25 protein-coding genes and 1 pseudogene are annotated in these 22239 nt (G+C 38.0%); 23 read left to right on the top strand and 3 right to left on the bottom strand.

The genetic code is table 11. From position 1 onward, the window contains the following. Window positions 1-7: 7 nt before the first annotated feature. The 20 genes and pseudogenes from terL to AC0L0O_RS12315 all read left to right on the top strand — a co-directional run bounded on the left by terL (window position 8) and on the right by AC0L0O_RS12315 (window position 18550). A complete protein-coding gene (terL, locus tag AC0L0O_RS12410; RefSeq protein WP_473785777.1) occupies window positions 8-1723 on the top strand; it encodes a phage terminase large subunit in 1716 nt (571 codons plus the stop codon). Between the two features lie 16 nt (window positions 1724-1739). Next, complete coding sequence (locus AC0L0O_RS12405) at window positions 1740-3257, top strand: phage portal protein (protein ID WP_473785776.1); 1518 nt, start codon at window positions 1740-1742, stop codon at window positions 3255-3257. A gap of 73 nt (window positions 3258-3330) precedes the next feature. Next, on the top strand, window positions 3331-4098 hold the full coding sequence (locus tag AC0L0O_RS12400) for a phage scaffolding protein (protein WP_473785775.1): 768 nt from the start codon (window positions 3331-3333) through the stop codon (window positions 4096-4098). Between the two features lie 62 nt (window positions 4099-4160). Continuing rightward, entirely contained in the window at window positions 4161-5285 is a 1125-nt protein-coding gene (locus tag AC0L0O_RS12395; RefSeq protein ID WP_473785774.1) for an SU10 major capsid protein, read from the top strand. Between the two features lie 49 nt (window positions 5286-5334). After that, on the top strand, window positions 5335-5559 hold the full coding sequence (locus tag AC0L0O_RS12390; protein ID WP_473785773.1) for a head fiber protein: 225 nt from the start codon (window positions 5335-5337) through the stop codon (window positions 5557-5559). Between the two features lie 29 nt (window positions 5560-5588). After that, window positions 5589-5930 (top strand): hypothetical protein, encoded by a 342-nt coding sequence (locus tag AC0L0O_RS12385; RefSeq protein ID WP_473785772.1) that lies wholly within the window; start codon window positions 5589-5591, stop codon window positions 5928-5930. Window positions 5931-5934: 4 nt separating this feature from the next. Further along, complete coding sequence (locus AC0L0O_RS12380; protein ID WP_473785771.1) at window positions 5935-6741, top strand: hypothetical protein; 807 nt, start codon at window positions 5935-5937, stop codon at window positions 6739-6741. Between the two features lie 3 nt (window positions 6742-6744). Further along, window positions 6745-7119, top strand: a complete 375-nt coding sequence (locus AC0L0O_RS12375) for a hypothetical protein (protein WP_101166949.1) — start codon at window positions 6745-6747, stop codon at window positions 7117-7119. After that, window positions 7119-7478 (top strand): hypothetical protein, encoded by a 360-nt coding sequence (locus AC0L0O_RS12370; protein ID WP_473785770.1) that lies wholly within the window; start codon window positions 7119-7121, stop codon window positions 7476-7478. The genes AC0L0O_RS12375 and AC0L0O_RS12370 overlap by 1 nt, the downstream gene beginning before the upstream one ends. A 2-nt stretch (window positions 7479-7480) precedes the next feature. Then, window positions 7481-7888, top strand: a complete 408-nt coding sequence (locus AC0L0O_RS12365; protein ID WP_327976187.1) for a hypothetical protein — start codon at window positions 7481-7483, stop codon at window positions 7886-7888. 13 nt (window positions 7889-7901) lie between these two features. Continuing rightward, complete coding sequence (locus tag AC0L0O_RS12360) at window positions 7902-8417, top strand: phage major tail protein, TP901-1 family (protein ID WP_113760299.1); 516 nt, start codon at window positions 7902-7904, stop codon at window positions 8415-8417. A 51-nt stretch (window positions 8418-8468) separates the two neighbouring features. After that, window positions 8469-8846 (top strand): tail assembly chaperone, encoded by a 378-nt coding sequence (locus tag AC0L0O_RS12355; RefSeq protein WP_042512732.1) that lies wholly within the window; start codon window positions 8469-8471, stop codon window positions 8844-8846. Between the two features lie 89 nt (window positions 8847-8935). Continuing rightward, window positions 8936-9190: a hypothetical protein gene (locus tag AC0L0O_RS12350; RefSeq protein ID WP_029438288.1), complete on the top strand. Its 255-nt coding sequence runs from the start codon at window positions 8936-8938 to the stop codon at window positions 9188-9190. A 36-nt stretch (window positions 9191-9226) separates the two neighbouring features. Further along, window positions 9227-13015, top strand: a complete 3789-nt coding sequence (locus tag AC0L0O_RS12345) for a phage tail tape measure protein (RefSeq protein WP_473785922.1) — start codon at window positions 9227-9229, stop codon at window positions 13013-13015. 12 nt (window positions 13016-13027) lie between these two features. After that, window positions 13028-14539: a distal tail protein Dit gene (locus AC0L0O_RS12340; RefSeq protein WP_473785769.1), complete on the top strand. Its 1512-nt coding sequence runs from the start codon at window positions 13028-13030 to the stop codon at window positions 14537-14539. Next, window positions 14536-16035: pseudogene (locus tag AC0L0O_RS12335) on the top strand (phage tail spike protein); the annotation flags it as partial. The gene AC0L0O_RS12340 and the pseudogene AC0L0O_RS12335, both read left to right, overlap by 4 nt. A gap of 897 nt (window positions 16036-16932) precedes the next feature. Beyond that, the gene (locus tag AC0L0O_RS12330; RefSeq protein WP_473785768.1) at window positions 16933-17208 is read left to right on the top strand and encodes an AbrB/MazE/SpoVT family DNA-binding domain-containing protein; all 276 of its coding nucleotides are present in this window, start codon (window positions 16933-16935) and stop codon (window positions 17206-17208) included. A gap of 94 nt (window positions 17209-17302) precedes the next feature. Continuing rightward, a complete protein-coding gene (locus AC0L0O_RS12325; protein WP_042512728.1) occupies window positions 17303-17587 on the top strand; it encodes a hypothetical protein in 285 nt (94 codons plus the stop codon). A gap of 14 nt (window positions 17588-17601) precedes the next feature. After that, window positions 17602-17832: a phage holin gene (locus tag AC0L0O_RS12320; protein WP_042515175.1), complete on the top strand. Its 231-nt coding sequence runs from the start codon at window positions 17602-17604 to the stop codon at window positions 17830-17832. A 16-nt stretch (window positions 17833-17848) separates the two neighbouring features. After that, window positions 17849-18550 carry an N-acetylmuramoyl-L-alanine amidase C-terminal domain-containing protein gene (locus AC0L0O_RS12315; RefSeq protein WP_437403132.1) on the top strand — a complete coding sequence of 234 codons (702 nt, stop codon included), beginning with the start codon at window positions 17849-17851 and terminating at the stop codon, window positions 18548-18550. Window positions 18551-18938: 388 nt separating this feature from the next. On the opposite strand, the gene AC0L0O_RS12310 is transcribed toward AC0L0O_RS12315, so the two are convergent. Further along, entirely contained in the window at window positions 18939-19157 is a 219-nt protein-coding gene (locus AC0L0O_RS12310) for a hypothetical protein (RefSeq protein ID WP_437403131.1), read from the bottom strand. A gap of 87 nt (window positions 19158-19244) precedes the next feature. Next, the gene (locus AC0L0O_RS12305) at window positions 19245-19544 is read right to left on the bottom strand and encodes a hypothetical protein (RefSeq protein ID WP_437403130.1); all 300 of its coding nucleotides are present in this window, start codon (window positions 19542-19544) and stop codon (window positions 19245-19247) included. Window positions 19545-19989: 445 nt separating this feature from the next. Between AC0L0O_RS12305 and AC0L0O_RS12300 the strand changes: the two genes are divergently transcribed. The 3 genes from AC0L0O_RS12300 to AC0L0O_RS12290 all read left to right on the top strand — a co-directional run bounded on the left by AC0L0O_RS12300 (window position 19990) and on the right by AC0L0O_RS12290 (window position 21954). Beyond that, entirely contained in the window at window positions 19990-20682 is a 693-nt protein-coding gene (locus tag AC0L0O_RS12300) for a CsxC family protein (RefSeq protein WP_113760292.1), read from the top strand. A gap of 125 nt (window positions 20683-20807) precedes the next feature. Further along, window positions 20808-21644 carry a BC_2427 family protein gene (locus AC0L0O_RS12295; RefSeq protein ID WP_473785767.1) on the top strand — a complete coding sequence of 279 codons (837 nt, stop codon included), beginning with the start codon at window positions 20808-20810 and terminating at the stop codon, window positions 21642-21644. A gap of 115 nt (window positions 21645-21759) precedes the next feature. Beyond that, on the top strand, window positions 21760-21954 hold the full coding sequence (locus AC0L0O_RS12290; RefSeq protein WP_473785766.1) for a hypothetical protein: 195 nt from the start codon (window positions 21760-21762) through the stop codon (window positions 21952-21954). Window positions 21955-22091: 137 nt separating this feature from the next. Here AC0L0O_RS12290 and AC0L0O_RS12285 read toward each other — a convergent pair whose 3' ends face one another. Continuing rightward, window positions 22092-22235: a hypothetical protein gene (locus AC0L0O_RS12285; RefSeq protein ID WP_181465686.1), complete on the bottom strand. Its 144-nt coding sequence runs from the start codon at window positions 22233-22235 to the stop codon at window positions 22092-22094. Between the last annotated feature and the right edge of the window lie 4 nt (window positions 22236-22239).

The following is a 22239-nucleotide window of genomic DNA, read 5'->3' as shown; positions in this document are numbered from 1 at the left end:
GGGCTACATGGCATATATAGACGGTAAATGGCTAGCCCGTCAAGAACGTCAGGAGCGTATCAATCTTGTAGCAGAAAGAGCAAAGAAATTACAAGAGTTGTACGAAACTGGCGAGGCTACAGAATATTACATGGATACACTACTTGCTGACATCGATGAGTTAGAAAAGTTAAAAAGGGTGCACCGTGGAGAACATGACATGCTGTATTTCATGTATGAGTATTTCTCCGAAGAAGGTAATCCAGGTAATCCGGATAACTTAATCCCTGTTGGAGTAACGATGGATGACGCGGCTGAATTTCACCAAACGCTATGCGGGCTTTTAGATGACATTACAACAGGTAGGGAAAAGAAGAAAAAAGTAGCTTGGAGTGTAGGGCGTGGTCACGCGAAAACCGCTTATCTGAGTAATGGTTATTTGTGTCATCAAGTCGTGTATCGATTAAAGCAGTACATTGTTTTGATTTCTGAAACATCTGATGTAGCCGGTGATTTTATATCTTGGGCACGTGATCAGTTAAAGTACAACGAGAAACTACGTGAAGATTTCGGTATCTTACTTCACGAGCAGAAAAGCCGAAATGAAGTAGATAACGATAAAGAATTCGTGACTTTAACAAACACGAAAGTCGAAGCGAAAGGTATCGGGACTCAGGTACGTGGATTACGCCACGGATCAAAAAGGGTTCAGCTCTACATTTTGGATGATTTGGAGAGTAAAGAAAATACCGCGACAGTTGATTTAATCGCAAAAAATAAGCGCTGGTTCAAGGAAGAATTGCTACCAGGTTTGAGCCGTCAAGAAGGTGCTTGTATTTATATGGGTACCATCGTTTGTTATGACAGTTTATTGCATCACGTGATTAAAAACCGTCGTGATTTCGTATCAAGATCGTTCCCAGCAATTCTAAAATGGTCAGAGCGCGAAGATTTATGGCAAGAATGGCGTGAAATTCGTCAAATAGATGATGCAGACTCGGCAGATCGTGCTCGTGAATTTTATGAGCAGAACAAAGAAGAAATGCTCCGAGGTACAAAAACGTTATGGCCATCACATTTCCCTTACATCGATTTGATGGAAATTAGGGAAGATGACGGAACAAAAGCGTTCAACCAAGAGTACCTATGTAATCCGACTGATGAAGAAAGACAGATATTTAAACCTAAATATTTCACGTACTGTACTGAAAATGATTTAAAAGATAAAAAACTTTTGTATTACGGTGCAGTTGATTTCGCAATGGGGAAAGAAAAAGGTGACTATAGCGTAGTAGTTACACTTGCAAAAAACGTGGAAACAGGTACTTGTTACGTTATTGATATTTTTATGGAGCGTGTGCATCCAAATACATTATTAGAAAAGGCTGTAGAATACACGCTGGAATATCAATATGAATCAATCGCAGTAGAGGCACAACAAGCGCAGGAGTGGTTTGCTGAGAAGGTTGCTGAAGCATTGCAAAAGAAAGGGTATCCTTCATCGACTCGCTTAAAACAAATTAAGCAACGTACACGAAAAGCACTCCGTATTGAGTCATTATTACCGGATATACAGAGCGGTAAATTACGTTTTATGAAACATTTACGTGCTTTATTGGAGCAATTTGAAATGTATCCGATGCATCCATATGATGACGGTCCGGATGCGGTTCAAATGGCTTTTTCTATTGCTTATAAACGTGCAAGACGTAAAGCGGGAACTACAGGGAATTCAAGATATTGAGAAGGGAGGGGCTTGAATGAGAGTACAAGGTGATCGTAATTTTATGAATCCGGTGGAAATTGTAATGCCAGTTCGTACCGCGCTCGGTGATTCTGAGTGGACACGGATTATGGACGAGGTTCGTTTGTATGAACGATATGAAGGAGATTTAAACGTATGGTCAGATTACAAAAAACCAGACAATCTCGACTATGATCCTACAAAAATACAACTTGATTATCCTCAAAAAATCGTAAATATGATTGCAGCTTGGCAATTTGAAAAAGAACCGAAAGTAACAGTTCCTCCAGATGTGATAGATGATCCAGCGCTTATGATTCAATCAGGGTACGAACCTAGTGAGGAGCAGCGGGCAGAAAATAGTAGAGCAAAAGCGAAAGAGCGGTTATTAACATGGGTTTGGGATGACAACCGAATGCATGAAAAATTATTGGCGGCAGCAAAGGATCGTGCCATTTCAAAAACTGGTGTTTATGCTCGTATTCATTATGATAAACGTCGCGGTGAATTTAAAATTATTTGGCATCCATCAACAGAAGTCATCGCAAAGTATAGCGACTGGGATATAGACCAGCTGGAAGAGATTCATTTTATTGCATGGATTGATGAAGAACAAACAAAAATGTGGAAGCTATCGTATTACTTAGTTTGGCATGAAGAAGCTGGTGAGTATGACTGCGAAATTGAAGAGGCAGTATACAACGGTGACTTAGAAAAGCAAGAGGATAGGGTTAAGCGCTCATCAATGGGCATCGATTTTATTCCCGTTGTACCGGTACCGACTGAAAAACTTAGCAAAAGAACCATCGGTTATAGTGAACTGGAAAAAACGATTAAGTTGTCTGATGAAATAGATAAAAAGATGTCTGATTACTCGGATGCGTTACGTTTTGAAATGTTCGCTATTACTTTGTTAACAAATGTAGATGAGGATCCAAAGAATCCACTTCAAGTTGCACCAGGTGCGAAGTGGGATTTAGGTGACGGTGAAGAAAACGGTGGTGAACCGAGTGCGAAAAAGTTGGAAAGCGGGTTCCGGTTTAAAGAAACCATCGAAGCGTATCTCGACCGATTGCAAAAACGTCTACATGAAAAAGCAGAGGTACCAATGGTGAATACTGCTGACATGAATACAGGTGGTATAAATGATATGGCCGTACAGCTTTTATTCAGTAACATCATTTCGAAAACACAACGCTCATGGGTTATATGGCAATCACGCTTACAAACCTTAAATGAGTATATTTTGCGTTATATGAAAGCAAGGCAGGATGATCCGAAATTCAAATACGATAAAGAGATGTTAGCAAAAGTAGATAACTATTATGCTAGCAAGATTATTTTCGGTTTACCGTTGCCACAAGATCAAAAAGCGCTCATTGAACAGCTAGGGGATGAAATTTCTAATGAAATCGAATCAATTAAAGGCGCGATTACGAGAAGTGGTAAAGAAAATGCAGAGCAAAAGTTCATGGAAATCATGCAAGAACGGATGTTGAAGCGACAATCTCAGGATCCTTATAACGAAAAGTAACACTTGCCTTACGAAATGGCGCTATAAACTTTCGGAAATTATAGCCGACAGGCTCAAAATGGAGGATTTGCAAATGGAATACGTAAAACAAACCGCATCATTAAAGTATTTTGTAGAAAAAGTACAAAAAACACCTAAGTTCCCACTACGATTAGACCTTCAGTTTTTTTCTGATGGTGGTTCTGGAGATGATCCAGACAAAAAGCCTGGGGATACCGATGATCCGTCAAAAACTTTTACGCAAGAAGAATTAGACGAAATTGTTAAGAAACGCTTAGATCGTGAACGTAGTAAATCAGCTGAAAAATATGGCGACTACGATGATGTGAAAGCAAAATTAGCAGAATACGAAAAAGCTGAAGAAGAGCGTAAAAAGCAAGAAATGACGGAAATTGAACGATTGCAGGCGGAAAAAGAAGAAGCTGATAAAAAGGCATTAGAAGCTTCCGAAACAGCACAAAAAGCACAGGAAAAAGCAAATACTCGAATTTTGAATACTGAAATTAAGAGTATTGCACGTGCTTTAGATGCGAATGATCCAGGGGATGTATTGGCGCTTTTAGATAAGTCGTCCATTAAACTTGATGAGGACGGGAATTATCAGGGAGTCGAAGAGGCTGTTAGTGCACTAAAAGAAAGTAAACCTTGGATGTTTAAGAAAGTTGTGGGAGCTGATGCAGCTGGTGGCGCGAATCCAGGAACAAATCCGAGAGCGAATGAAATTCTTGCTCTAGAAAAAGAGTTGGAAGAAGCGAAAGCAAAAGCATTAAAAGACTCAAAGTTTGCGGGAGAAGTAACACGTATTTATAACAAGTTACTAGAAGCAAAAGCAAAGAAATAGTAGGTCGTTGACCAAAAAGTCAGCGGTTTTTTTAATTTAAAAAATTTGAGGGGGCTACAAATATGCCAGTACCAACTACGTACGAATTTCAACAACAAGTAAGACAAATGCAAGCGAATGTAGATTTAATTTTAACGAAAGCACCTGTTCTTTTCGGATTAATTGGAGTAGGAGACGGGTTAACACAAACGAAATTTGAATGGCAAAATGATTACTTAAACTCAGATACGGGTATTGTGAAAACTGCAGCAGCTGTTGGTGCTACAGACCTGGTTTTAGAAAAAGGTGAAGCGCGTAAATTCACTGAAAATGCACTTGTACAAAACGGTTTAGAAGTGCTACGTGTAGTAAGCGTTGATGAAAACGCGGATAAAATTACTGTTCAACGTGGTTACGACGGTACAACAGCTGAAGCAATTACAGCTGGTGGCGAACTGAAAGTTATTGCAAGACCGCGTCCGGAAGGTGAAGATGCGTTCCGTAAGAATGAAATTAACGACCGTCTGGTGTCACATAACTTCTCACAAATCTTTTCTAGATACGCATCTGTATCACGTACACAACAGCAGGTGAATACGCATGGTGTTTCGAACGAATTAGATTATCAAGTAAACCTACGTTTACAAGAGCTGATTCGTGAAGCAAACACATCTTTAATTTATGGCCGTAGATATGCGGGCACTCCAACGCAACCACGTACTACAGGTGGTCTATTCGCATTTGCGGGTTCTGAAGGTTCTCATAAACAAGACTTTAAAGGGAACGAAATTGCTGCAAAACCTTTAAACGACGCTGTAGAACAAGTATTTACGCGAGGTGGTTCAGCAAATACAATCTTATGTGGACCAAATATCGCACGACAAATTACAAAGCTTGGTGGCGATACAATTCGTACTACACGCCAAGATACTGCGGCAGGTTACCAAATCTTATCGTTTGTATCTGATTTACCAGGTGGGGCGATTTCTAATGTGGTAGTGGATTTAAATATGCCTAAAGATCGTGCATTACTTCTTGATACAGAAAAAGTTAAGGCTCGTTACTTAACTCCGATTTATGATCAAGATGCTACACAACCAGGTGGAGACTATTTCTCCCGTGTCATTCGTGGGGAATTTGGTTATGAAATTAAAAACGCGAAAGAATCTATCGCTGTTCTTGAAAATATTTCTAAAACAATGGCTTAAAAGGTAGCATTTCAGCTACCTTTTTTTCATTTTGAAAGGAGTTTTTAATATGCCTATTTCTGAAAATCAGGCGCAACGGTTAAACAAATCAATGCCAATTGCGAATGAGATTAAATTAGGTACAGCTATTAAAGAGCTACAAGAAAAAACAGCTCAACTACCTAAAAAGGCTGATAAACAGGCGGACAGTACTGCAAGCGATGTGGCGGGTGTCGTAAAAGACCTAAATACACTGATTGCGAAGTTAAAAGCTGCAGGGATCATGAGCTCTTAATAAATTTACAGTGACGGAGGTGACGCCAAATGAAGGTGTCGGAAAGGCTGGAGAGTCGGTTAGCAAAAGTTCCAAAAGTAACTCCGGAAGACATCGGAAATTGGCTAGCTGAAGCCGAAGCTGAGTCAGAGTTAACCGAAGAAGTAAATGCAAATGCTATCTTTTATCTTGCACTATCATTTGCTTATGAATCGATCGCAGCAGACGCAGCACGTTATTTTTCTTATACAGATGGCGAGGAGTCGGTTGATAAATCGATGATCTTTGCAAACTATAAGAAATTATCAGCAGATGCACTTAAAAAGTACAGGAAATATAGACGAGGCAAAGGTACTCATCAAACATTTGCTAAGCGAGCAGACGGGAGATGATTACATGAGCGATTCTCAACAAGAAATGGATGCCACACTTGATGCCATTTCTGAAGAGTTTAAGGAAGAGCACGAAAAACAAGTTTCTGGTACTGTTAAGGCCATTGTCTTAATACGTTTGTTTTTGGTTGATTTACTGAATGATTATCAAAAGGACGGAATTGTGAAGCGTGGTAGGTTAAATGCGTTATTACGGGACCTGACTTTATACGAAAATGAATTTCGTAAACAAGCGGAGCAGTCATTCCATAGATTAATTGAAAACACGTCGAAATGGACCACATCAAAATTATCAGAAGCAGGTTTAGACGTGAAATCTATAACCGCAGTAAATAAGAAAATTATTCAAGAGGTTTTAAAAAGACCTGGAGAAGACGGTTTAATTCTTTCGGATCGTGTATGGAATTTATCTGGGGATATGAGGGATCGGTTGAGTAGCGTAATTCGTCCCGCCGTATTAAAAGGCGAAAGTATCAATATGATTTCTCAAAAGATTAAAGAAGTACATGACAATGAGAAATGGAAAATTGAGCGCGTAGCTATTTCCGAAAGTACTAATACGTACCGAGCAGCTACTATACAAAATGGATTAGAAAGTGAAATTGTGGCAGGCTATCAAATTATAGATAATGGCCATCGTCACCGATACCATTCAAAGCACATGTGTTACAAGCTGGCAAGACGTGATGCGTATGGTTTAGGTGCTGGAAAGTACCCGAAAAACATTCCGGAAACCCTTATGAATCAATTAGTAAGCCCACATCCACAATGTTCTTCTCGACTGACTTATTTAATAAGCGAGGAGGTGTAGCATTTGCTTACCGAAGATGATATTAAAGAGATTCGCGAAAATCGTGAAATGATTGAGCAAGGACGTAAGGAACCGGTGATTTTACACATTAAAGGGATTTCTGAAAAAGATCCAATTACAGGTGAAGAAATACAAGGTGAACCACGAAAAGAAACTGTTCAATTAGTTTGGAAGAAATTCACTTCAGTAGAAAAGACGAAGTTCGTTGGTCTTGATGTTAAAAAGGGAGAGGCGCTTGTTACATTTCCCCTTAATATAGACTTGGAGAATATTGAAAAAGTTGAACGGCGAGGGGTTTTTTACGTTATCGAACTTATCGATGAAAGAGGGCTTGGTGGCGTGAATCGTAGAGAGGTAATTGTAAAGAGGGTGATTTGATGAAGGTTAAAGTTGTGGTTAAAGGACAAGCTGCTGTGTTAAAAGCGCATAATCCCAATAGGTACAAAAAACCAATTGAACAAACCGTAGAAAAACACACACGTCTACAGGCTAATCAAGCATCTAATCGTGCTCCGATATTATGGGGACCTTTATCTGAAAGTATTCCTGCAAGTGTGAAAATGGTAGTAGGTGCGAAAATTATTGGAACATATGGATCTCCTCTTATTTACGCAGCGGTACAAGAATTTACACACAAAACTAAAAAAGGATTTATGCGTAAAACAGCTTTTGAAGGTGAGAAACCGTTTTTCGAGGATATAAACAAAACTGTTCAACGTGTAGCGAAGGGACATTAGTTATGTTAAACGATGTAATGTACTCACTTAAAAAAGCAATGGACGTGTTTGCACCTACTACATGGATTTATGATGGTGTTTCTGTATCGGGAAACACTAAACCTTTCATTACCATTGAGGACTTATCAGGAACAATTAACAGGTATTCAAAAGAGAATTTCTCACGTAATCATCTGATTCAAGTTGGTGTATATGCGGATAAAGTTTTTGATAGGAATGATTTGCAAGATCGAATAATTAACCGATTCGAAAAGGGTTCAATTGACTTGTATGACACAAGCAAAAAGAATCCGGAGCGAATCGGTTTTTTTAATGCAGAAGTAAAGAATTTTGAACCGCTATCTCAAAAAGACGTTGAGGTTTTAACAGCGAAACATTTGAGTTTTATAACTATAACAATCAGAAATTAGAGGGGGAGTAAGAATGGCAGATGTAGCAAAAAGTAATGCACCAGAGTTTAAAGGTGCGGAAACACTTTATTTAATTGATATCCCACAAGCTGACGGGAAAACTACAAAAACGGTTCGATTTTATAACCAAACATCGGGTTCCCGATCAATTGAAGCTGGAGAAATTGAGTTAAAAACAAAGGATAAAAGTGGATCTGATTACGGCGATGTAACACAGTCCGCAAGTATTGAAGGTATTTGTACAGAAGGTGACGAGGGTCTTGATTATGTAGAAGAGGCCATTATTAATAAAGTTTTGGTAAGAATTCATGAAGTTAACCTACGTAGTGCGACGGCTTCTTCATATAAAGTTAAATCAGGAACATACATGTTAAATAGCTTAGAGCTATCTCATGAAAATGAGGAGTACTCAAAGTATTCTATTGGTCTAAAATTAAATGGGAAAATTTCTAAAGGCACAATTAGTACGGTACCTAACGGTGCACCAACTGGTGATGTAGCTACACCTTCTACACCAGAAACAAAGTGAGCAATCTAGCTCGCTTTTTTATTTTGAATAAAAACCTGGAGGGATTTAATAATGGCTGAAAAATCATATACACGTTTTGTAGTTAATGGAGAAGAATTTGAACTGAAATTTTGTTTAGAAGCAATTAGATTGCTAGATGAAAATGGTGGACCGATGCAGTTTGTTTCTCAAACGATGCAAGGAGGAATTACAAACTTCGTTGATGTGATTTACTATGCGTTAATTCATACTGCAAAAGGTATTACGTATGATGCGGTACAAAAAGAGATTGAAAAATTATTTAATGATCAAAAGCTAGATCTTGATGAAATTCTAAAATACAACAAAGCGGTTGTGCTAAATAGTTTTTTCTTCCAGAAGACAGTGAAGAAACTTCTAGCGACGATGACAGCGGAACAGCAGAAGTCGTTCGAGAACCTGTACGCATAAATATCGATGAATTGCAAGGTGAGTGCTTTCGTTTTTTTAATATGACCACCTTGCAATCTTGGCGTATCAGTCTCAAAGAATATCACATTATGCTCAACGGATATAAAGAACAATTATTGGATAAGTACGAGTTTGCAAGCGTACAAGCTTTGTTTAATCGAAATGCACAAAGCGACAAAATCAAATCATTAGCAGATATATATACACGTCCAGAAAGTGCTCGTGATATTGAAAAACAAGCAAAAGAGCGACAAGAAGTGGTTGAAAAAATTCAAAGAAATGAATCGTTCTTTGATCAAATAGAGTCGATGATTAAGAGTCAAATAAAAGAAGAGGAAGGGTAGGTGAGGTGAATGAGTCAGAACAAGGTAGAAACTCAGGTGATTGCAGATATTTCAAACTTAATAAGTAACCTTGGACAAGCAACGCAGGCTTGGAACACATTTTTTAAGCATATTAGTAAACCACCTCCAACACCCCAAACACCACCGCCACCAGCACCTCCACCATTACCGCCAGCGCCACCAGCACCACCGCCACCAGATTACTCGGGATGGCGGGCTAGATTTCAAGAAGTAGGTAACCAAGCAATTGAAATGGGCCGACGTGTACAGCAAACAGGACAAACAATGCAAAATGCATTCGGTCCTGCGGCTGCAGCGTCGGCTTTTGCTTTAGGGAGTATGATTCAAAAATCACGTGAATTTGAATCGCAAACCCGTAAAGCAGCTGTTTTAACTGCAGGTGATTACGGTCAAGTAAAGAAAGCGATTCTTGATATGGCAAAAGACTCTGTGTATTCAACAGGTCAGGTAGCAGCAGCTTTTGCTGAAATGGGTGCGAAAGGTTTCGATTCGGCTCAAGCAACCGCTGCATTACCTGGTGTGTTGAGTGCGGCTGCAGCGTCAGGTGAGGACCTGGGAATGGTTGCCGATACGATTACGTCAGCTTTAAATTCTTTTGGTATGGAAGCAAGTCAAAGTACACATGTTGCTGACGTGTTAGCGACCGCCGCAAATGCAACCGCTGCTGGTGTAGGAGATATGCAATACGCATTTAAATATGCAGCAGGACCTGCAGCACAGTTAGGGATTTCAATGGAAGAGCTTGCGGCATCTGTAGGTATTATGTCTAACGCTGGTATCAAGGGAGAAACTGCTGGTACAGCGCTTCGTGCATCGATGCTACGTTTAGTTAAGCCACCAAAAGCAGCAGCAAATGAATTAAAACGACTCGGCGTATCTATTACGGATCAACAAGGGAATATGAAGCCACTTTCTCAAATTATTGGTGAGTTAAAAACAGGAATGGAAGGTATGACAAATGCACAAAAAGGTGCGGCGTTAGCGACGATATTTGGTACAGAGGCTGTATCAGGTATGATGGCACTTGTATCTGCAGGACCTGAAAAGATTGATGCGTTAACACAATCTTTAGTGAATTCAGATGGCGCGTCAAAAAAAGCTGCAGATTCAATGCTTGAAGGATGGGCTGGAGCATTAACGAAGATGGAAGCATCTTTAGATGTTGCGGCACGTGCATTTACCGATGCGTTAGCTCCTGCGTTAATGGTGGTAGCTGGAGTAGTAGAAAAACTGGCAAACGCATTTACAAAATTACCAGCTCCTGTACAGACTATGATCGCCACGACAGCAGCTTTAGGAGTAGCGTTCTTAGTAGCTGCTACGGTTGTCGGAATAATGATAAACGCGATAGGAGCAACCTTAATTGTGCTCGGTAAATTGATTATAGGAATCGGGAGTCTAATCTCATTTCTTGGTAGTTTGGCCGAAGGGATAAGTATTGCGGTGACTATTTTTACAGCACTTACAGGTCCTATTGGAGTGGTGATTGCGGTACTTGCATTGTTGGGTGTAGCGTTAGTCCAACTTTATAAGCATAACGAGACTTTCCGAAATGCCGTGAATAGTGCTTGGGAATCAATAAAAAGTGGGACAGTATCAGCTATTGAGTCTATGAAGTCTGCACTTGATTCTTTAGGAACCTACCTTGGAACGGTACCTGCAAAATTTTCAGCGATGGGTAGTGCTATAGGTACAGCTTTTGACGTAGCAATTGCTGTTATACAGTCAAAATTCATGTCAATTGGTCAAAGTATAAGTGGAGCTTTTTCTTCCGCGATTTCCGGCTTAAGCTCAGCCTTTTCTGGGATAGGTTCTGCTATTTCACCAGTGATTGAGTTTATAAAAATGTCATTTTCTTCTATCGGAAACACAATAGCAACCTTAACACCGTTGATTGTACGATTAGGGTTAACATTTTTAGGGGTTTCAGGACCTATCGGTTGGTTAATAGCGATTGTAGCATCATTGGGGGCTGCAATTTTTAAATTAATAAACACAAACGATCAAGTAAAATCAGCATTTATGTCAGCATGGCAATCGATACAGCAGATTTTTTCTACTGTGATTTCTGCTATTTTACCGGTTGTTCAGTCAATGGCTCAGGGGATTATACAAGCTTTTGCTCCTCTAGCACCAGAGTTTCAAAAAACAGGTCAAGTTATAGCGGAAAGCTTTGCTACATTAGGCCCCGCGTTTGCGGAGCTAGGTGCCGCCTTTGGTGAGCTTGGTGCTACAATTGCAAGTCTTTTTGGTGAAATTGTACAATCGGTTGTACCTTTAGCCGCTGAATTGTTTACTGGGTTTGGTCAGGTCATACAACAAGTTATGCCTATGGTTACTGAGCTTATCCGTATGTTTGCTGCTACAACTATAGAAATTATGCCGTTGATCAGTGAAGGGCTGCAATTTTTATCTCAAATGTTTACAGCTTTTGCGACTACAGTTTTACCGATATTCCTTCAGGCTTTTCAAACTGCATTCCCTATTATCTTACAGGTAATTCAGGCGGCGTTTAGCATAGCAGGAATGCTGATTCAAGGATTTGGCGAGGTTCTATCAATTATAGCGACAACAGTGATTCCGCTGATTCTTCAGGCAGTACAAGCGGTCTTCCCGGTAATAGCAGCGATTATTGCTGCCGCGATTTCCATTGCGATTCCGATAATTCAATTATTAGGCCAGGTAATCTCTGTCATAGCGACTACGGTTATTCCTTTAATTTTACAAATTGTCCAGGCAGTTTTCCCGGTAATAGTTTCGATAATTCAGGCGGCGATTCCCGTAGCTACTGCGATTCTTGAAGGGCTAGCCACAATAATAAAAGGCATAGTGATCCCGGCGATTCAATTTATTTTGTCGATTGTCCAAGCAGTTTTCCCGGCAATTATGGGCATAATCACCTCTGTGATTGGGATAATCACCAACATAATAAAGCTTTTCACTTCGGTTTTAAAAGGAGATTGGAGTGGAGCGTGGAACGCGGTGAAGGGCATTACATCGAGCGTGATGTCATTAATCGGAAGTATAATCCAGGGAGCAATAAGCTTAATTTCTGCGGTCGTGACTAGTGGACTAAATCTAGTAAAATCTATTTTCTCTAGTGTTCTATCAGCTGTAGGTTCTCTAGTAAGTTCAATTTTTTCAGGTATAAAATCCGTAATTTCGTCAGTGATGAATGCTGTAGGTAGCATTATTTCTTCGATTTGGAACGCGGCTAAATCTGCAACGTCTAACATTCTAAGTTCTATCTATAACACAGTGACGCAAATTTTCAATAATGTGAAGTCATTCTTAAGTGGCATTGATTTAGGAAGCATAGGACGAAATATGATGCAAGGGCTTTTAAATGGTATAAGCTCTATGGCTGGAGCGATTTGGAATAAAATTACGGACATCGGAAATGGAATCAAAGATAAAATTTCTGGTCTATTATCGATTCACTCACCGAGTCGTTGGTTCAGGGATTTCATTGGTGTCAATATGATGAAAGGCTGGATAAACGGTATTGATGCAATGAAGGGTGCGGTACAAAGAACTACAGAACAAATGACTGAGTGGATGAAGCCAGAGGCTATGCAAGTGGAGACGGTATATGGAATGCCAAGAGGGTTAGGGGCTTACCAGACAGCTAGACCACAAGTAAGTGTAGGAAATAATGATATTAGAACTACTACAAATTCGGCCAACAAAGAGAGACAACCGGCGTATATCAATATACAACTAGGGAAACAAGAATTTAATAGATTTGTAGAAGATGTATCAAATGAGCAAGAGGCGATTAAAAAACGAAAAAGCGCGTTTTAAGGAGGGCTGAACTTGATAATTTTTAATGGAATAAACGTAGAAAAATATTTTGAAAATAAATATGAAAAAGGGCTTTTTATGATAAATGACATACGTGGTCGGGGCGTTCTAAGTGATGAAATTTATGAATTATCAGTACCTCGACGCGCTGGATCATACTATTTAGGAAAACGGACTCCCAAGAGGGTGATTGAGATTGATTTCTCCCTCAAGGGGGTCTCTCTTTTGGACCTTAGAAAACGTATGGATGAACTAAATAAGCTGTTATATACAGATAATCCTGTAGAAATCAAATTTACTGATGAGCCTGAGTATACGTATTACGGTGTCAAAGAAAAAGCTGAAGAAAATCTAGAAAAATCTAATATTCACCAGGGTACTATTACAATTGTATGTCTATTTCCGTATAAAGTAGGAGATTTGAAAACTCATAGTTTCCAACAGGAATGGTCTACAGAAATCACTTCTCGGTTTGCTAATGCTGGAAGTGTAGAATCGCCAGCTTTAATTGAGATTGATATTAAAAAACAGTCAACATTTCTTGATGTGTGGTTTGGTGACTATCCGTTAGATCGTAATTATTTCCGGTTAGGATATCCGTTAGTTGCGGAAGAAAAGCCCGTACAAGAACGAGAGCGGGTACTATGGGACGAGCTGTCGAGCATAGTAGGTTGGACACCCGTTAAAGGGTTTGTAGAAGATTTGCAAGGAACTGGCGAACTAAAAGTGAAAGATGGTTCTGCTTTTTACTGTCCGGATTACGGGGAGGATCCTACAAACGGCTTTCATGGTGGAATTGTCAAGAAAAACATACCTGGCGGACCATTACAGGATTTTGAGATGGAAGCATGGATGCACTTGCAATCGAGTCATGCTAATCAAATGGGAAAGGTAGAAGTCCTCCTTCTTGATGAGAGAGGAGATATAGTAGCTCGTATTAATATGAATGATTTATACGGTGATGCGGAGATAACAAAGGCGTATATGAGAATTGGTAATACCGCAACTCCTGGAAGCATACGTAAGTTGGCTGATACGAGCGGCGCACATCCTAACATGTTTAATAAATTTTATGGACGCCTTAGAATCGCACGACGTGGTCGTCGATGGTCTGTGTTTATGTCGAAGTTTAAAGAGGGTACAGAAGTAGATGATGTCTTTTTTATGAATCATTGGACAGATGAAGGAACTGGGACGATGACGGATCGAAAAATAGCTCAGGTTATGTTAGCTATTTGCACACTCGGTAGACACTTCCCTGTAAATATAATGCAAATCGATGATTTGAAAATTTGGAAGGTGAACAGTGTAGGTGCAAATACACGTCCATATATTTTTGATCCTGGAGATAAGGTGGTAATTGATACAGAGAACGCACACGTTACAGTAAACGGGAAAGACGTTATACACTTGAAAGACGTTTTTAGTGATTTTCCTACGATTATACGCGGGAATAACAGAATTGACATTATGCCGCCTGATATCGGAAAAGCGACAGTTTCATTTAGGGAGATGTTTAGATGAGTAAGCTTAACGGTATTTTGCATGTTGTTGATTTTAAAACAGAACAAATTGTGACTGCCATTAGACCTGAAGATTACTGGGATGATAAAAGGCACTGGGAAATCAAAAACAATGTAGATACGTTGGACTTCACTGTTTTTGATGGAACAAAACATGTCACAGCATTAATGCAGCAAAATCTAGTGTTGAAGCAAGTAAGAGATGGCAGGATTGTACCTTACGTGATTACCGAAATTGCAAAAGATACAGAAAAGAATGCTGTCACGATATACGCTTCAGCTGAATGGATTTTATTAGCGAAAGCAGGATATATCAAACCACAACGGATTGAATCTAAAACAGCATACGAATTTGCTACGCTAGCTTTATCGGGAACTAAGTGGAAAATAGGTACCATTGAATATACTGGTTTTCACACGATGACAATCGATGAATTTATCAATCCTTTAAAATTATTAAAAGATACCGCATCATTATTTAATTTAGAAATTGAATACCGTGTAGAAATGATAGGCTCACGTATCGTTGGAAGATACGTAGATATGGTTACAAAACGTGGTAGAGAGTCGGGAAAAGAAGTAACCATTGGGAAAGATTTAAAAGGGATTGTTCGGAAAGAAAATTCACAAAACATATGCACCGCTTTACTACCTTTTGTAAAAGGTGAAGACGAAAAGTTAATTACAATTGAAAGTGTAAACAATAACTTACTTTACCTGGTAGATAACGACGCTTTCCAGCGTTGGAATGAGGATTCTCAACACAAATTTGGATTCTACACCCCGGAGACAGAAAATCAGAATATGTCACCTAAAAGGTTATTAACTTTAACACAAATAGAAATGAAAAAACGTGTAAATGCGTCAGTATCCTATGAGGTAGATGCTGCAGCAATTGGACGAGTTTTTGGATTGAACCACGAGTTGATTAACGAAGGTGACACGATTCGTATTAAAGATACGTCGTTTAAACCAAGGCTTTATCTCGAGGCTCGTGCGATTGTTGGTGATGAATCATTCACGAATCCCGAGCAAGATAAATACGTCTTTGGTGATTATTACGAGATTGTAGATCAAAGCGAAGAATTACGAAAGATGTATAACAGACTTATTAGTTCTTTAGGTAGTAAAGTAGGCAGAGATTTGCTTGAACAACTCGAGAAACAAGTGAATGAATCCATTAAAGAAAACGAAAAAAAGATTGAACAAATAAAAGAAGAGTCGGAGACGGCAAAGACACTTGCAGAAAAAGTAGAAGAAAACTTGAAGAATTATCAAACGGCCATTCTAGAGAGCGTAAATCCACCGACAACAGGGTTAATAGCGGGTCGAACAATGTGGCAGGATATAAGTAATGGAAAACCTGGAGTACTCAAACGGTGGACCGGTGAATTATGGGACATCGTTGTTCCTGATGTGGCCGCGCAAGTAAAAACTGTGTGGGAAAAAACAGAGAAAGCGTTAGAAGGACGAGTTACAAGCAAACAAGTAGAAGAATATGTATCTACTTTCAAAATACCGGAGCTTAAAAATAACGTAACACAGCAAAAAGAAGATTTATTAAGGGAGATCGCTGAAAGGGTTGCAGTAAAAGACTATAACTTAAAGGTTACAGATATAGAACGGAAAATTTTAGCTAACGAGCAAGGTATTGAACTTAGCGCAAAACGAGATGAGATATACCTTAAAGAAGAGATAGACGGAACGTTTGCGAAAGTTTCGTATATTAAACAGTTGGAGGCAAGCTTAAAGGTATTAGATGAAGGTATTCTAGCGGAAGTTAAAAATGGAAACATCATTTCTGTTATCAATCAAACAGCTGAAAGAATAAAAATTGAAGCAGAATTAATTGATTTGGTTGGTAAAATCGAGGCGTCTTGGCTAAAAGCTGGATTATTGCAGGGTATGACCATTAAAACAAGTAATGAAAAAGAACATATTCATATGCAAAATCAAGTATTAAAATTTGTGAATCAAGGCGTCGCTAAAATGATAATGGGCTTTGAAAATGAATATAACAGTAGCTCGTTTAATCCTTACATCATATTCGGTCAAGGGGATGGATCTGGCCGAAATGTTGGTACTATTTACAAAGATGGTAGCGGATTTTATTTTCGTTTTATAGATTTAAATGGTGCTGAAAGTAATATCCGTATAACAGCGCAAGGGCATGTAGGTATTACAGCTCAAGATGGTCTTTGGGTAAATTCAAAGCGGTCAAATTTCAATTCTGTAATTGAAGTCCCAGCCATTAGATTCATCTCGCCAGGTATTACTCCAGGTTCACAGCAGGGTAATTTGTGGATGGGTAATGGATATAAAGGATTTGGACTTTATTATTATGATAATTATTGGAAGTTCGTACAAGGCTCGTAACAAATGAGGGGGAATAACATGAGTAATTTTTTAGGTGTTTTAGCGGTAGTCGGGGAAGACGGAACAATAAAAGTACCTCTAGACAAGTTACAAACAGCAGGGATTAAGCCTAATTCAAAGGTGGAGATATTCTCTGATACTTCTAACTTGTTTATTCGTACCGCAGAAAGGTTTTGTGATATTTGTAACGTCAATACAAATACAACACGAATTGGTAACCAAGAAATTTGTAAAGATTGTTTAGATAAGATTGCACAAGCTTCACAAGAAAGGCAAAGCACGGATTCTAAATAAGTGGGTTAAGGTACCAGGGAACTTAATTGTTTTAAGTAAATGGAGCAGCTGCGGCTGGTCTTTTTTGTTTTTTATAAGTGAAGGGGTGGTGGCGGTGGAGCAAAAAGAGTACGAACGTATTGCGAAATTAGAAGTGCATCTTCAAACAATGAATGCTGCAGTTAAGCGAATAGAAGAAAAGTTAGACTATAATCAAAAAAATTATATGCAACGTACCGAAATAGACGAGATGTTTAAGTTTCGTGATCGGGAAATTCGTGATTTGAAACAAGCGCAAGAAAAGTTGGAAAGTAACAAAAAAGCAAATATATCGATGTGGATTTCAGGACTGTCATTGGCAGTCCTTTTATTATTTAACATTTTAAATTTTCTTAAATGAAAGGAGGTGGTTACATGAAAAATTTAGATAACGCGTCAATTACACGTTACATCATCTTGGTTATTGCTGTAATTAATAGTGTTTTAAATCTTGTGGGATACCAAACGATTGATGACAAAATCACAAACGATATAGTCGCTGTAATTACAGGAGCATTCACTTTGTATATGGCTTGGAAGAACAACTATTTGAGTAACAAAGGCTTACAACAAAAAGATGTATTAGAAAAAAATAACTTACACTAAAAGGAGATGTTGAATAATGGAAATCCAAAAAAAATTAGTTGATCCAAGTAAATATGGTACAAAGTGTCCGTATACAATGAAGCCTAAATATATCACTGTTCACAACACATATAATGATGCTCCAGCTGAAAACGAAGTGAATTATATGATTACTAACAATAATGAGGTGTCGTTTCATATTGCGGTAGATGACAAGAAAGCGATTCAAGGTATTCCATTAGAACGTAATGCGTGGGCTTGCGGAGACGGAAATGGTCCGGGGAATCGTGAGTCTATTTCAGTAGAAATCTGTTATTCAAAATCAGGTGGAGATAGATACTATAAAGCTGAGGATAATGCTGTTGATGTTGTACGACAACTTATGTCCATGTATAATATTCCGATTGAAAACGTCCGAACTCATCAATCCTGGTCAGGTAAATACTGTCCACATAGAATGCTAGCGGAGGGCAGATGGGGAGCGTTCATTCAGAAGGTTAAGAGTGGAAACGTAACAACCACTTCACCGACGAAACAAAATGTTATTCAATCAGGTGCATTCTCACCGTATGAAACGCCAGATGTAATGGGGGCGCTAACGTCCTTGAAAATGACAGCTAAATTCATCTTACAATCTGATGGATTAACCTATTTTGTTTCTGATCCAACATCGGATGCTCAATTTAATGCTATGAAAGAGTACCTTGATCGTAGAGGGTGGTGGTATGAAGTTAAATAAAAATTAAAACCCGTCTCCTATGTGGAGACGGGTTTTAATATATTATTCCTTATTAGAGGGGATCACCTGGTTGGATTAGATCAGTTGGCTGAAACTGCTCGTTCAACACGTATGTCCTTGCTGAATCACACCTGCAAAGTTAATGCCCCATGTGTTTATGAGAACCGGTGAATAAGGGTCTTGTGGAATAAACACCCTTACGCTAAAAAGCTGCCGGGGTGGAATTGTAAATGTTACTGGACCAACAAACGGAGTTACTCCTTCCGGTTCACAATAGATACATCCTCCGTTGCGCGTAGTAGCTTCCGAACCACCGTTACCATTTCCGCTATCATCATCGTTAATTAACTCCCCACAAAGATATCCATACGAAGGAAATACATCACCATCACAAGTATCTTGGTAATTCTGAACCGCTAATAGTTACAGTTTGTGGTTCACCTGTTTGATTCAGCGCAGAAACTTGAATGAAGTCTGTATCTGTATTACGGAATATGGGACCAGATGTTAACGTTTGGTATCGCGGTTCACAATGACAATCGCAGTCGCCCTTTTTACGCTTCTTACGAAAGCACTTATATGTACAGTCATAATAATAGTTTGACATATTAAGCACGTACCTCCTTTTTAGTACATGCTATGCAAAAAGTGGGAGGGAGGCTTGGACAATAGAGTATAGTTATTTAAGAAAGAATTAGAAAAAACCGTCCCATTTAGAGACGGTCTTTTTAATTACTATAAACCTAGTATTTATCAGTCCCAAAGACATGTTCTTTGCATTTAAGCTGGCACTGAAAAACTTAACAATGTTTCTTTTTACAATGACAACAAATAAAGAAACATTTACAACGACACTTATTTCGCTTGAACTTCCAATCGTCATCACAATGGTGCTTATCTTTAGATTTCCACCAATCGTCATCACAATGGTGTTTATCTTTAGATTTCCACCAATCATCACAACAATGATTTTTCTTAGAACTCCAGCAATCATTATTCCAGGACATTCTTTTATACCTCCCTTCAATTAGGGTTCATATTATTCTATGTTTTAGTATAAAAACTGCTTGTTTATTAACCTATTATTATACTTTTATATGATAGAGAGCTTTCTAATAGCTATAGAATTCATGAAAACCATGCTAATTTTCAAGGGAGAGTGGATAAAACTACTGATTATGATATTAATCAAAACACACTTATTGAAGAAAACAATCTAATTTTAAATAATTCTGCGAGGTACGTTGAAAATAGATCTTGTATTTCTCCAGGAGTATTTTGAATTTTCAGTAAAAATGGTTAAGTTATACTAATTTAATGATAATGATTAAAGAGACTACTATAGAACCCAAACATTAATAGAAGAAAGACATATACAAGTAGTATGAGTTTGAAAATTCCACAAACTCTAAAATCTTATAAAAAGGGGAGCATGAAATATGAGCGAACAATGTCCGATTAATGTACCATGTCCAGTTGAGGGGCAAACACAAACACCATTATCTGATGCAGCGGCAACACCTATTGTTACACCAAACGCATTAGTAAAAGTCCCGGTTGTTTTAGCAGAGAGAACGATTCAAATTGTTGTAGAATCAAACATTCCGTTAGACCCTCCAGCGGTCGAAATTAAACGTGTATTAAAAAATGTATTCTTAACACAATGTAAATTAGTCCCTGTGGCCTTTACTCCAGTACCAGGTACGAATTACCGTCGTGTCACAAGAGCAAAATTATTTGTTGAGGGGTATATTCGTAAAAATATTGAATACGCATCTGAAGAATGTAATGGAACTTTATATGATCGCATTGCTAATGTTAATTTTTCTGGATTTGCGGATTTAACAGCAGGAGATTTTTTCACACAACCTCTAATTGCAGCTTCTTCAGACACAACTTCTCATTTTATTAATCCTAAGAATGGTGATTTACCTCGTTTGGACAAGTACTTCTTTGAGAATGCAGTTTTTTACAATGAACAACCGTATTGCGAATTAATTAGTGCTAATTTTTATGAATTAGATTTTTCACCATGTCCTACAGAGCTAAATGCAGCATTTGATACTTTACGTGAAAAAATTGTACTAGACCTTACTTTGAAAGTGTTACAAGTGCAGCAAGTACAAGCGTAGAAATAAAAAAAGGCATTGTCTTTGTTGCAAAGAGAATGTCTTTTTTTTATTTTAAAACATATATAAAGAAGAAAATAGTCGTGAGTAATATACATATTTTATGAAATTCATCAAATAGGGAGCGGATGATGATGAATAAACCATGGATGGGTAAGGGGATGGGGCACAAAATTTATAAGGTGAAAGAGCGTAATATACATGATAATTTAAACCGAAAGCTAAAAAAAGAAGAGGAACTAATTTCTAAATCGGGAATAGGAAGTTCGGTACACTCCATGATAGTGAAAAGCCCATTTTCTATTATTTCTGAAGTATCTAATTTTAAGAGGAGTCCTAATGTAAATGAAAAAAGTCAAGAAAAATTTGAATTTCGTAATGAAGAAAATACAGGTTGTCGCGAGTTAGAAGCTAAATTATTAAGTACAGTACACCATTATTATGGGGAGGTTTATTGTAGTTTAGTGTCTTCAAATCTTCATGAAAAGAGAGTACTTTTAGAATATCCAATTCACCAAGCAAAAGGTACTATTGAAGATGATGAAATAGAGACAGCTTTGTGGGTTCCCATCCATAGTATGAAATTAGATATGGAACAAGAAGAAGAATTAAATAATTATATAACGGCGAAATTACCAGTAGAAATAGGAAAATATAAAACTGAAATTGGTATACGAGAAACCGTGGTATTTAAAGAAAAGATCATAGGTATTAAAGAAGTGTCACAGGAAATTGTTTTGACGAAGAATGAAATCTTATTGCCTCCAAAAATAAAGACAGGACAAAATTCAGTTATAGATGGAAAAGGGAGTTTACTTGTAGAAGGCTATATTTTTCAACGTATTGAATATATTATAGAAGAAAATACATTTTGCGAGAATGTGTATCAGTTAATGCAAAACATTGTATTAGAATTAGTTGTTCAAGTATTACAGGAGCAGGAAGTACGAGTGAAAATTACATAATTGATATTAGACTTTATACAGAAAATGAACATAAATAGTGAAAAGTTAAAATGTTAATGGGAGATAAAAATAAAGTTAAAGGATCTAGGTTAGGGCATTTGTTTGGAGGACGAAAATGAGTATAAACATTGGAGACAACAATAAAATAAAAAATTCTTCAATTGGACATCAACATAATACGCCAGGTGGAGACGTTAATAAAAAGTTCTGTGAGAGGCATCCTTGGATTTCTGGTATGATTGTGTCGCTTATTGTAGCAATTATTATGTTATTTCCTTTTTGGGATAATGTAAAAGAATGGTTAAAATAGAGATACATAGTAAAAAAGAATCGGTCCTTATATGCCGATTCTTTTTGTTATTACACTATCTCCTCTCTACTAAAGTACGTTTCTTACAACTTCCATAATCAATAAATTAGTTTTATGCAGAGTGAGTGGGTATACAGTTATTTTTGTGTTTTCTTTGGTTTACGAGTTACTATTACTTTTACACCCAAGTGTTTTTCGTATATTTCACTAAATAAATCTTCTTTTTTCTCTGTTCCATAATATTCATTCCGAACATATAAAACGGATTTTTTCTTTTTCAAAATA

This window comes from Bacillus sp. GS3m_15504 (genome assembly GCF_055825275.1).
This window is presented reverse-complemented; position numbering and strand designations above follow the sequence as displayed.